The 12468-nt window shown below is 30.8% G+C and carries 10 protein-coding genes and 1 pseudogene; 10 read left to right on the top strand and 1 reads right to left on the bottom strand.

Annotation, left to right across the window (positions count from 1 at the left end; translation table 11 throughout):
* The first annotated feature begins 525 nt into the window (after positions 1-525).
* The 4 genes from AC2D8I_RS14155 (at position 526) to AC2D8I_RS14140 (ending at position 3654) form a co-directional block, all read left to right on the top strand.
* Positions 526-906 (top strand): helix-turn-helix domain-containing protein, encoded by a 381-nt coding sequence (locus AC2D8I_RS14155; protein ID WP_484706675.1) that lies wholly within the window; start codon positions 526-528, stop codon positions 904-906.
* 60 nt (positions 907-966) lie between these two features.
* Complete coding sequence (locus AC2D8I_RS14150; RefSeq protein WP_484706674.1) at positions 967-1362, top strand: VOC family protein; 396 nt, start codon at positions 967-969, stop codon at positions 1360-1362.
* 217 nt (positions 1363-1579) lie between these two features.
* Complete coding sequence (locus AC2D8I_RS14145; RefSeq protein WP_484706673.1) at positions 1580-2116, top strand: MutS-related protein; 537 nt, start codon at positions 1580-1582, stop codon at positions 2114-2116.
* A 314-nt stretch (positions 2117-2430) separates the two neighbouring features.
* Positions 2431-3654, top strand: a complete 1224-nt coding sequence (locus AC2D8I_RS14140; protein WP_484706672.1) for a hypothetical protein — start codon at positions 2431-2433, stop codon at positions 3652-3654.
* Here AC2D8I_RS14140 and AC2D8I_RS14135 read toward each other — a convergent pair.
* Positions 3644-4246, bottom strand: coding sequence for a thioredoxin family protein (locus AC2D8I_RS14135; protein ID WP_484706671.1), 603 nt, complete (start codon positions 4244-4246; stop codon positions 3644-3646). The genes AC2D8I_RS14140 and AC2D8I_RS14135 overlap by 11 nt on opposite strands.
* Before the next feature lie 452 nt (positions 4247-4698).
* Between AC2D8I_RS14135 and AC2D8I_RS14130 the strand changes: the two genes are divergently transcribed.
* From AC2D8I_RS14130 to AC2D8I_RS14105, 6 genes and pseudogenes are all read left to right on the top strand, one after another.
* Positions 4699-5142: an RrF2 family transcriptional regulator gene (locus AC2D8I_RS14130; protein ID WP_484706670.1), complete on the top strand. Its 444-nt coding sequence runs from the start codon at positions 4699-4701 to the stop codon at positions 5140-5142.
* A gap of 238 nt (positions 5143-5380) precedes the next feature.
* Positions 5381-6279 (top strand): annotated as a pseudogene (locus tag AC2D8I_RS14125) (IS982 family transposase).
* A gap of 608 nt (positions 6280-6887) precedes the next feature.
* Positions 6888-7334, top strand: coding sequence for a hypothetical protein (locus tag AC2D8I_RS14120; RefSeq protein WP_484706669.1), 447 nt, complete (start codon positions 6888-6890; stop codon positions 7332-7334).
* Between the two features lie 398 nt (positions 7335-7732).
* Positions 7733-9025 carry a hypothetical protein gene (locus tag AC2D8I_RS14115; protein WP_484706668.1) on the top strand — a complete coding sequence of 431 codons (1293 nt, stop codon included), beginning with the start codon at positions 7733-7735 and terminating at the stop codon, positions 9023-9025.
* Between the two features lie 197 nt (positions 9026-9222).
* Positions 9223-10692, top strand: a complete 1470-nt coding sequence (locus AC2D8I_RS14110; protein WP_484706667.1) for a T9SS type B sorting domain-containing protein — start codon at positions 9223-9225, stop codon at positions 10690-10692.
* A 1-nt stretch (position 10693) separates the two neighbouring features.
* Positions 10694-12468 (top strand): PorP/SprF family type IX secretion system membrane protein (locus AC2D8I_RS14105; protein WP_484706666.1); only part of this gene is annotated, 1775 nt, incomplete at its 3' end.

The following is a 12468-nucleotide window of genomic DNA, read 5'->3' as shown; positions in this document are numbered from 1 at the left end:
TAAACTCTAACGTGAAATGACGTGATTTTTGTCTCATAATTCTCTAAGTTAAAATCAAGCAAGATAGTAACTCAACTTAACGTCCAATCTAAGATAGCAAGTCCAGTTTTCATAAAATTACAGAATGGAAAATAAATTTAATCTATATCAGGGACTTAAATTCTGTAGATTTATTTAATGAAATTGTAGACGAGATTTACTTTGATAAGACTTCAAGAAAAGTTGGATGAACTGATCAAGTATTAAAAGATAAAACTGATGCACTTTATATATATTAGCATATAACAAATCGCAAAAGCCATAGTGTAAGTTTTCCCTTAATTAGACAACTAATAATAGTTTGTACACACCTCCCTTTTAGGAATCCCCCTAAAAAACAACAAGGAATATAGTACAACTTTAATAACGAAAGGTTTAACTGTGATCGAATTTAATCCTAATAACAAAATGCAGTCGATAACCTAAAAATTAGGTATATTTATCTATAACTAACAGTAATACTAAACGCTGATAACAAAGGAATAGATGAGTTTTTACAAGAAAGAGATATTACGAATTAAAGAAGATTGTTATTCCAATCAATGGCAAATAGAGACCGTTATTGGATTAAAGAATTATATCAGCAATAACTTTAAGGAAAATCTAAACTTAGACCTTTTTTCTCGTATTCGATTTGTTTCAAAATACCATCTGTTAAGATTATTTAAAAAATACTATGGGCAAACACCAAATCAATATTTGACCGATAAGAGAATTGAAAAAGCAAAAGAATATATAAAAAAAGGATTGCCTATTTCAGAAGCTTGTTATGAAGTCGGTTTTGAAAGCTTAAGCTCGTTTAGTGCTTTATTCAAAAGAAAAACGGGACATACACCAAGAGGATATAAAAAGAGCAATTTTCGATAAATTTGTTTTATTCCTATTTTAAACCTTTGTACCATTAAATCACCTTAAATTTTTAAAAAGATGAAAATTAAACTTGTAAGTGTTCCCGTTGATAATCAAGAAAAAGCTCTTGATTTTTATACGAAAAAATTGAATTTTATAAAAAAAATCGATATTCCTGTTGGTGACGGCAATAGGTGGTTAACGTTAGTTTCAGGAGAGGAGCAGGATGGCCCCGAATTATTATTAGAACCAGCTCCTATAAATTTTGAACCTTCTAAGGTTTATCAAAAAGCGCTTTTTGATGCAGGAATACCTTACACGCAATTTAATGTTCTAAATGTAGAAAAAGAATATGAAAGGTTATCTAAATTAGGAGTTGAATTTAGTGTAAAACCCACCGAAATGGGGGCTGCAAAACTTGCTGTTTTTAATGATAGCTGTGGAAATCATATTCAAATTGTAGAGGTTTTATAACTTTTCTATTTTCACGAAAAACAAATGCATACTATTTAATAAATAGAATCATATCAATATTATTACTGGTTTTGTTAAAGTTTGCTTACTTAAATTAAGAATAGATAAAAATAATTTTAACTTTCAAAGCTTTGATCATAAGCATATTAAACTAAAGGAGCTTTATCACCCGTTAATAAAGAAACCCGTAAAAAACGATTTTGAGACCAGTAGTAACGTGATTTTATTAAACAGTCCAAACATGTCAGGGAAATCAACTTTTTTAAAAGCAGTCGGACCTTGCATATACTTAGAGCATTTTGGAATAGCGATCCCTGCATCTTTTGGAGAAATTCCATTCTGTAATCATTTTTCAATTGATATTAATCGACGAGATAATATTTTAAATGGTTATAGTCATTTCATGACGGAGATTATGAATTTAAAAAGTGTGGTAGAACACGCTTCAAATGGTAAGCGATGCTTTGCTATTTTCGATGAGCTTTTTAGTGGAACAAATGTAGAAGATGCATTCGAGATTTGTAGTACAACAATTAACGGTCTTAGTAAATTTAAAAACGCTTATGTCTTTATATCAACTTATATTCAGAAACTTAAAAGTGTTTTCGGTGCGCAGATATCAAATTATTACATAGATTGTGAATTGATAGCAAACCAACCCACCTTTACCTATAATTTAAAAAAAGGATGGTCTGATATTAAGGTAGGACGTATATTGTTTGAGAAAGAAGGTTTGAATGAATTGCTGCACTGAAAAGGAGTGTTTAAAAAAACGATACAAGTAATCGTTACACAAACTTTTATAAAAGAAAATTTAAAAATTTTTCGTAAGTACTTTTATGTTTATTTAAATCCATATCCGTTTTATATTATTTATGAGATTATAACCAGAAGTCAATAAGTGATCATTTAATTTTATATTCTATTTTTTGTAAAACCTAGAAGCGAAATTATATTCTTAATTTACGATTTCTTATTACTATATAAAAAATATAATAACGATAAAATAGGACAATTGATATGATCTATATTTAATTATTTTATCTCATAAGCTGTATTTTTACAATTATGAATACATTAACAAACGTTTTACAAAGGCATAGTAAAATTGCTTTAAGCTATTTTTTGATTATTGCCGTATTGGGTGTTTTGCTTCGTTTTCTTTTTGTAATAGATTTACCTGTAAATTATAGGTTTGTTGTCCATGCACATTCCCATGTAGCTTTATTGGGTTGGGTATACACTGGGCTATCAACATTAATCTTTAAAATGTTTTTGAGTAAATCTAATATTTTGGTTAAGTATAAACGCTTATTTTGGTTTACCCAATGTACTATTTTAGGAATGTTGCTTTTATTTCCTTTTACGGGCTATGCTTTATTTTCTATTATATTTTCAACCTTATTTTTAATAGCGTCTTACCTATTGGCTTATTTGGTTTTTAAATACACACCATTAACGTATAAACACACAAATGCATACAAATGTATTCGTATAGCGCTTTGTTATATGATTGTATCTAGCATTGGCCCTTGGGCATTAGGCGTTATAATGAAAACAGCTGGAAGTGGTTCAGAATTGTATAGAAATGCTATTTATTTTTATTTGCATTTTCAATACAACGGATGGTTTGTTTTAGCTTTATTTGGTGTCTTTTTTTATCTTTTAGAACAGCGAAAAATGAGTATGCCTAGCCATTGGTTTAAGAGCTTTTTTATATTGATAAACCTAGGGGTAATATTAACTTTTGGTATTTCATTATTATGGATGAAACCTCATTTATTAATGTATATACTTTCTGGTTTAGGAGCATTATTTCAATGCATCGCTTTTTATATTTTATTAAAGCAAATAATAGGCTGTAAAAAAGAATTAAAGGCAGGCTTTTCTAAACCATCATTACAGCTGTTAACCTTTGTTTGTTTTTTATTTTTAATAAAGCTAGTCTTACAAATAGTAGGAACTATACCTTATGTTTCTAATATTATTTCATTTAATGTAGATTTAATAATAGGGTATATACACTGGACCTTTTTGGGAGTTGTTAGCATTACTCTTCTTGTTTTTTTATATCACTTTAAATTGATACAACTTTCTGTAAATCAGATGATTCTTTATGTGGTTGGGTTTCTGTTAACAGAAGGACTTATTTTTTATAAAGGTATCGCGTCCTGGGGTAATCTACCTTTGTTGGATAATTATTTTATTTACATAATTATAGCTAGTTGTATTTTGTTATTTGCTATTGTTCTAATTTATATACTTCAGTTTAAAGGCCGTATTAAACATTAGTCTCTAAATTTTCTATACATTCTACTAAGTCACTAATTATAGACATTCCCTTGTCTTTATTATACCATATTTGTAGCCTTTTTTTAAATTCGGCATCAATAAGGTTAAATTCTTTTTTATAGTCTATTACTAGTTGGTTTGCTGCTTTAGAACGAGCACCCCAAGAATTTAATACGGTTAAATTTTCATCAAGAATAATAAGTTTTGGTATGGCTTGAGCTCCGTTAGTTAAGAAAGCGTTCATTAGCTCCAAATTGTCATCTCTCAAAACAATTTTTAAATCAATTTTAGATGAATGTGTTGCTATTTTATTTAAAACAGGAAGAGTTTGAGCAGCATCACCGCACCAGCTTTCTGTTAATACCAACCATATCTGTTTTTGAGTTTTATTGAATTTAAAGTTGTGTTCATCAGGTAATTTTATGGTTTTATTCAAACGTTTTAATCTCCAGGCGTTTAATTTAGTATACTCTATTCTTGCTTTAGTTTGCTCTTTTCCAGTAGTAGCTTTGTTTAAAACACATTCATGCATTAATTTTTGATATTCAGTATACGACATACTTTTTGAAAAACTTTTTTGTGATAATTTCATGTTTTTAAGTTTTATTGCTCTTATTATAATCTAAGTTATTTCCTTAATACTGATTAAACGTTAATTAAAAGAGACACTAATTATATTTCGTGAAATAGAGTGCTCATTTTTTAAACTTTATATTGTTTTATAATAACTGTTCTTCTATAATGCGTCCTCTATTGCTGCCCCTTTTTTGAAGTTTTAATGAGCTGGAACTAGAGTTTTTTTTAGATAGCTAACGGTATTCTATATTTTGGTAATAACGCACAATACGTTATAAAAAAGGTATCATGCCTTACTTTCTAATCGTTTTCTTGTAACCTATTTAAGTAACGTTATTTTGACTATAAAAGTAGGCTTGTATAACGTTTTATAAGATGATATAAATCAGTAAAACCTTGTTTTAAAAGTGAAAAAAGAGATAAAGACTATTATGTCTTTTTTATTATATTTGAATTAAAAACAAAGAGATGTTATCAAACGCTTCCAAGTATGCTATACGTTCTATTTTATACTTGGCATTACAAGATGAAAAAACAAAAATAGGAGCCAAAAAAATAGCAGAAACCTTAGAAGTACCACAACCTTTTTTGGCAAAACTTTTACAGCAGTTAACTAGAAATAAGTTAGTCTCGTCATTTAAAGGCCCAACAGGAGGGTTTTATTTAAGTGAAAAAGATAGAAATAATAGTATCTGGGATGTTATCGTTTGTGTCGATGGGTCTACAACATTTGATAATTGTTTTATGGGACTCTCTTCTTGCGACGAAGAGAACCCTTGCCCTGTACATTTTACAGTAGCTTCTTTTAAAAAGAAGTTATTAGCAGATTTTAAAGATAAATCTATTAAAGAGTTTATTGAAGAGATTAAATTGAAAGGCCGTTATATTTCTTTAAAAGATTTTGAAGTTTAATTCATCGCTTTTGAAATAATGTTTAGAAGAGATATTGTTTAGACCTAATTAAAGATTAGAGGTAGAATATTTTTAGTTTCTAAGCTTGTTGATTGTTGTTTATTTCTAAGCTGTTTCTTATCAAAGAAACCTGAAAATATGGGTTCGATTAATTTTAGAAAGATTCTATAAAATAAAAAAGATAGATTTTAGTAAATTAAAGCGTTGAAATCTAATTTATTAGTCTAAAAATCTATTTGTGATAATTTACTCTAAAGTTACCAAAATATTCTGTTTAGTTGATTGGTTTTGTAAAGAATATACTCAAGTTATTGAAAGCTATATGCTAGGGAATCCATCAAAACGCCCAACTATAATGGGTAAAAGTGAAGTGATTACACTTTGTATTCTATTTCAATTAAGTGGTTTTAGACCCTTCAAGCATTTTTATATTTTCTATGTCCAAGAAACATATGAAAGATGATTTTCACCAAACGGTATCTTATAATAGGTTTACCAAATTGATTGGTCAAAATTAAATGGTTATGAGACTCTTTTTAAAAACGTCTCGCCTGGGGGATTCTACAGGTATTCCCTTTGTTGATTTTGCTCCTATTCGAGTTTGTAAATCCAAACGAATTCGTAGCAACAAAGGTTTTAAAGGGGTTGCTACTACTGGTAAATCAACAATGGGTTGATTTTATGGATTTAAGCTTCATATCATTATAAATCCTAAATTTCACGATTACCTAAGTCAATGTAGAGGATAAAACGCCATTAAAAAAGAAAAGTTTTTTACATAAAATTTATGGAAAACTATATGCTGACAAAGGGTATATTGGTAAAGATCTAATGCAACTATTGTTTTACAGGAAACAAAACATTTAATACCACATATTAAAAACAATATGAAGAATTTTTAATGACTATGAGTGATACAATGTTACTTATAAAACGTTCTATTATTAAAACTGTTAATGATGAACTTAAAAATAGTTGTCAAATTGAACATTCTAGACAAAGAAGTTTTAGTATTTTTTTATCAAGCATCATTGCAGGACTCATTCGATATCGCTTTTTACCTAAAAACTAACCATCAAATTTCAAACAGTTAAAACAAATCAATTGACTCTCTATCAATCGAAATCAGGTTACTAGGGGTTACATATACAGCTGCTGTTTTCCTGAAATCCTTTGGAACAAGCTTTGGATTATTAATTGCGATCCTTGCCTTATCACTATGGGCAGCCTTATCGTTGTTAAATATATATCGAAAGTGTAAAAAAAAAGATTTGTAATAGGCATGTCCGCTTTGATTCTATAGTGTTGAGCAATCACAGTAATATAAAAGTATGAAGAAAATAAAAATACGTTTTCCTTAAACTTACATTTTTTTTAGTTACTTTTAAAAGGATCAACGAAATATTAAAATAAAAGATTAAGCTTTTATAAGGCTCCAAAAGATGTAATGTGTTTAGTAATAATAAGTTCTAATCGTAACATTATAGAGTTCTATCAAATGTGTTTTTTATCAAGTATAATGAGAACTTTAGTAAAGGATGTGAATTTGATAAAACTATAGGGTGAATTTGCATTTAAGTGTTAAGGTTTGGGTTTTATTTTAACTAAATTTTAAGAAGTTTTTTGTAAGGTTAACAACCTTGTAATTAGAAAATAGTGTTCAAAAAAATACATTAATAAAGTTGTTCTTCTTAATTAATTGTATAGTTTTGTCACCTCTAAGATTAATTAAAAGAAATATGAATATGAGAACGAAATTTATTCTTATTAGTGCTGTTTTTTTTCTAATGACGAGTATAGGACTTGCTCAAGGGAAAGAACCACAACATACTATGATTAATGGAAAAGTGTCTTTAGGACAGTATCATAGTCGTGAAGAATTAAACAAAATGAATAAAGGGAAGTTGCTAAATCTTTATATTGAGCGTATCGAAATAATCGTTAAGATTTTGCCTAATATAGCATTTGCTACAAAACCTGGTGTTACAATGGAATCTTTAGGGATTCCAAATACAAAAGAGCATCAGAAAGCCCTAAAAACTCAAAAAGAAGCTACGTCTACTTATTTTGAAAATACATTAGAGTTTCAGCAAAAAATATTACCGTATTCAGATAAGTCTAATCTAATTGCTGCTATTTTGTTTTATGAAGAAACATTAAAAGCATTGCATACTTATAACGAGTTTAATTAAGTGCCTTGATTCGCTCTCGTAAAAGTCAAACAATTTAATAAAATAGAACCTGTATATAAAATGTATGGGTTTTTTTATACTTGTTAACTAAATGTTGAAAAGTATTTTTTTTGATGATTTAGATCGTATAGATACGAAAAACAGTCATTCTATTGTGTTAATGAGAAAATATAATATGAGACATAATGGCTTTGTTTTTAGAGAGTTGTTTTTCAAATAAAACAGAGTTTAATAAATAAATTATTAATAATAAATATTTTTTTGTAACTTTAATATATTAAGAAAAAGAGTGTTAATTTAACTTAGTTGATATGTTTCATCGGATTAAGTTGTATTTCATAGATATTTTTTATAAGTTTGATTATGATTTAAGTTTCATATAATACACCCCATAATAAATGAAAAACTTTATACAGATTATATTACTTTTAGTGATTACAAGCGTTTACGCTCAGCAAGAAAAAGGAATAATAGGTACCGAAAATTGGCTTAATGGATGGGCTGAATTCAAACCTGGACAAATTGATTATGATGAACCAACTCAAATATTGAGTGGTAACATAACAAAGGATACTAAATTGTATAAGAAAGAAATTTACCTATTGTTAGGAAGTGTTTTTGTGGTAGATAGTGCTACATTAACTATAGAGCCAGGAACTGTTATTTTGGGCGATTATAAAACTAAAGGTTCTCTAACCATTTCTAAAGGTGCAACTGTAATTGCTGAAGGGACAGAAACGGATCCTATAGTTTTTACTTCTAATGGAAGTGTGAAAAAGCCAGGAGACTGGGGTGGTTTGTTTGTTTTAGGTGATGCACCTATTAATAAATATGGAAATGAGTCTTCTTTAAGTTTTGGACAACGTCCAACGTCTTATGATCATATTGGATATGGCGGTTCTAATATGGAGAGTAATTCAGGAGTATTGAAATACGTGAGAATTGAGTATGCGGGGAAAAGAACTAAAGATTATGGGTATTTCAATGGTTTAACATTAGCGGGAGTTGGAAATAAGACTGTTATAGAGAATGTAATGGTGAGTTTTGCTCAAGGTAATTCTGTGAGTGTATTAGGAGGTGATGTTGTTTTAAATAGAATGGTTTCTTTTAAATCTAAAGGAAATGACTATTCTTTTAATTATGGTACTCAGTGTGATATCGCAAACTCTATCGCAATTAGATCTCCTTATGTCTCTGGAGTTAATGGGTCTAGATGCTTGTATTTGTCTTCATATAAAGAAGAGAAAGAAGTGGATTTTGCTAAAAAAATGACGGCTGTAAAAGCAACAAACATGACCTTAGTTAATATTAGTGATAACCTAGATTCTGATATAAAAATAGGTTTAGTAAAAGAAAGTTTGTTTATGGAAAAAGACACTTCTTTAGATATGACTAAAAGTGTGATCTCAGGATTTAACCCAGCTGTAGTGTTAGATGAGAAAATTAAAATAAATAATGATAATTTAGCGAAAATTAAATTTACAGAAATGTATTTTAATAATTGTAATGGAAATATTTTTAAGGAATACAATCCGAATAATGAGGATTTAGAGAATTGGTATGGGAGTAGTGCCTTCTTTAATGTGTATTCTAAAAGTATTGACTCAGAAACATTTATAGATCCTAAAAATTCAAAACGACCAGATTTCAGGTTACGTATAAATAAAATCATAGCATCTAGTAAAGATTAAAAGTAGTTACAGACTACTTTTAATCTTAGTCTTTTACATAGAGGTTTTATTTCTATTTACTTTCATGTAGGATAAAGAATCTTGGGGATTCTTTTATAAACAATTATTTTGTAAGCAATTTATTAGTTAAGTATGGTGTTGACTTTGTGTAAGCATAGTCAAGATTAATGAGATTGATATGTGCAAAATAAAAGCGTATGAATAAAATTACTGTTTCAAATAATTTTTTTTTAAAAGGACTTTGTTGCTTTCTTCTTTTTTGTGTAGGACAGCAAGTAAGTGCTCAAATTATTATAGGTCAACCCGTATTAGGGTTTTCTCAGGCTTGTGCGAATGATTCTTTTAATACATTTAGCGCAACATTCACTTTTACTCCTGGTGTAGTTACGACAGCAAATCAATTTAATATTGAATTATCCGATGCAAATGGTAGTTTTTCGAATCCTACAGTGGTTTTTGAGTCCGCTCCAGGTCTAGTCACAGTATCTCCAGCTACATTAAGCTTTTCTTTGCCAGAAACAACAGCAGGTGAAGGATATAAAATACGGATTAGAAGTACAGATCCTGTCGGACTCAGCTCGCAATCCGCAGCATTTGCTGCATACTATAAGCCGCAAGACACTCCGTTTTCTATAAATAATTTAGTTTCTACAGGGGCATATTGCGCAGGTGGAAATTACTTGTTAACGATAGATAATCCAGGGACTGGAACAAATAATTCACCTCTAAATTATGAATCATTAACCTTTAATTGGTTTAGAGAAACCAGCGCTACTACTTCTGTTTTTGTGCAACAAGGGAATACTTTAACTGTAGATCAACCAGGAACCTATTTTGTGGAGACCGATTATGGTACTTGTACTTCAGACTCCTTTTCAAACCGTGTTACAATCAGTGAGGCTAGTTCAGGTGCAACAACAACAATTTCTTCCAGCTTAGGCACTTCTTTTTGTCCAGACAACGGTGGAACAATATTAACCACAATAGCAGCAGTCGGTTATCAATGGTATAAAGATGGAGTCGCTATAATAGATGCTACAAACCAAACATTAGAAGTTGATGAATCTGGTATATATATAGTAGTTGTCGATCTTGGCGGATGTAGTGCAACAGGGTCTATAGATTTAGTTAGTGAAGGCTTTTCAAGCAGTATAGATGTATCAGCGGTTAATACAGTCGATGTCAATTCTGGTGAAACATTATTAGTAACAGTAAGTACAACAGCAGTAGAGGCAGAATACGAATGGTTTCTTAATGGAAATGTTATTTCAGAGGCATTAGAAAATACCTATGAAGCAACAGAAGTAGGCGAATATAAAGTAATGGTTAGGCAAACGATAGGTTGTTTAGTTTCAAAAGAATTTACTTTTGTTATTAATGCACCCATAGATCCATTTCCAGATGTCGAGAAAATCCCTAATATCGTGAGTCCTAATGGTGATGGAATAAATGATACCTGGGTAATCCCTCAACAGTACGTTAGTGGTACAGGAACTGAAGTAATAGTACTGAGTCCACAAGGAGAAGTAATGCTTAAAACAAACGATTATCAAAATAACTGGCCAATAGATGAATTGAGTTTAACAAGTATAAACTTGGTCTTTTATTATATAATAACAACCCCAAATCAAGAAACCAAAAAAGGTTCTATAACTATAGTCAAATAACATGAAAATACTTTTGGGAATAACCACCTTGCTGTTTTGTTCCATACAAACGATCCATTCTCAAGAAGATGGAGTGGTTTCTCTTGCTCTGCCATTAAGGAATTCTTTAAAATTTAATAGGAACTTAATAAACCCAACATTCAATTTCGTTAGAGAGCAAAATAAGTATATTACTGTTTATAATAAACGAGAGCTGACACAATTTGAAGATGCACCTCAGACTTATTTGTTAAGTTATTCTGGACGATTTAGAGAAAATATAGGTGCTGGTATCACCGCTTTTCAACAAAATTATGGTGTATTAACTACTTTTGGGGGAATTTTAAATTTTGCATATAACGCTCAATTAACATCAAATAATAATTTAACATTTGGTTTAAATTTAGGAGCCTTCACAAGTGGAATAAATAGCGGGAAAGTCATTACTAATATTTCAGATCCATCATTAGAAAATATACCTTCAAATTTTTTATTAACTGTAAATCCAGGTATAAATTATGGGACAGCATTTTTCGATTTTGGCTTAGCTGTAAATAATTTATTCCAATATAATATTACGTCCTCAGAATTAATTGAAGAAGATCCAGAACAAGGTGTTCAAGCGTATATCATGTACACTGGATTTTTGGACAGTAGAGGCTTTTTTGATGAAAGTAAGTTTTCAGGCTTGGTAGAGACAGAGTTTAGAAAAGATAATACTGTCATTTCAGGAATAATAATGTTGACGGTACCAAAAGGAATTTGGGGACAGGTCGGTTACAATAACTTACATGGCGCTTCGGCTGGTATAGGAATTAATGTAAGCTCTCAAATAGCAGTCGAGTATAATTATGAAAAAGCAACTGGTGATATTTCAGATTTTGGAGCATCTCATGAAATAACACTTGCATATAGATTTAAGAACAAGAAGAATTATTTTTATAGTGGTGATGAAGAAGAGGTTTCTATAATACGTAAAAAACGGAAAGTTAAACGGAAGTCAAATTTAACCGTATTAGACGCAGATGAAAGAGCTGAAATTGCTGAAAATAAAGCGCAAGAAAGAGCAGAACAAAAAGCTAAAGCAAAATTAGCTATAGAAGCGAGACTGAAAGCAAGAGAAGAATCTATTGCTAAACGAAAAGCATTAGCCGCAGCAAAAATAAAAGAAAGAAATGATAACTTATTAAAAGTTAGGTTAGCTGCTGAACAACGAATTAAAGCCCGTGCCGAAGCATCTAAAGCACGAAAAGAAGCATTAGAAAGACAACAAAATGAGAAAATAAATTTAGCTAAACCAAAAACGCTTGAAACTAGTCAATTAGCAAAAGAAAAAGCGGATGCTGCTGAAGCTGCGAAACAAGCCGAAGCTGCAAGACTAGCGAAAGCGAAAGCGGATGCTGCTGAAGCGGCGAAACGTGCCGAAGCTGCAAGACTAGCAAAAGAGAAAGCGGATGCTGCTGAAGCTGCGAAACAAGCCGAAGCTGCAAGACTAGCGAAAGCGAAAGCGGATGCTGCTGAAGCTGCGAAACAAGCCGAAGCTGCAAGACTAGCGAAAGCGAAAGCGGATGCTGCTGAAGCTGCGAAACAAGCCGAAGCCGCAAGACTAGCGAAAGCGAAAGCGGATGCTGCTGAAGCTGCGAAACAAGCCGAAGCCGCAAGACTAGCGAAAGCGGATGCTGCTGAAGCTGCGAAACAAGCCGAAGCCGCAAGACTAGCGAAAGCAGATGCTGCTGAAGCGGCGAAACGTGCCGAAGCTGCAAGACTAGCGAAAGAGAAAGCGGATGCTGCTGAAGC

This window comes from Lacinutrix sp. YIN62, from assembly GCF_057219185.1.
Note: the sequence above shows the minus strand (reverse complement) of the source record. Positions and strands in the feature narration are given on the sequence as shown.

Coding starts and splice junctions, on each gene's coding strand:
- AC2D8I_RS14155 (WP_484706675.1), top strand. CDS start 526: ATGAGTTTTTACAAGAAAGAGATATTACGAATTAAAGAAGATTGTTAT.
- AC2D8I_RS14150 (WP_484706674.1), top strand. CDS start 967: ATGAAAATTAAACTTGTAAGTGTTCCCGTTGATAATCAAGAAAAAGCT.
- AC2D8I_RS14140 (WP_484706672.1), top strand. CDS start 2,431: ATGAATACATTAACAAACGTTTTACAAAGGCATAGTAAAATTGCTTTA.
- AC2D8I_RS14135 (WP_484706671.1), bottom strand. CDS start 4,246: ATGAAATTATCACAAAAAAGTTTTTCAAAAAGTATGTCGTATACTGAA.
- AC2D8I_RS14130 (WP_484706670.1), top strand. CDS start 4,699: ATGTTATCAAACGCTTCCAAGTATGCTATACGTTCTATTTTATACTTG.
- AC2D8I_RS14120 (WP_484706669.1), top strand. CDS start 6,888: ATGAGAACGAAATTTATTCTTATTAGTGCTGTTTTTTTTCTAATGACG.
- AC2D8I_RS14115 (WP_484706668.1), top strand. CDS start 7,733: ATGAAAAACTTTATACAGATTATATTACTTTTAGTGATTACAAGCGTT.
- AC2D8I_RS14110 (WP_484706667.1), top strand. CDS start 9,223: ATGAATAAAATTACTGTTTCAAATAATTTTTTTTTAAAAGGACTTTGT.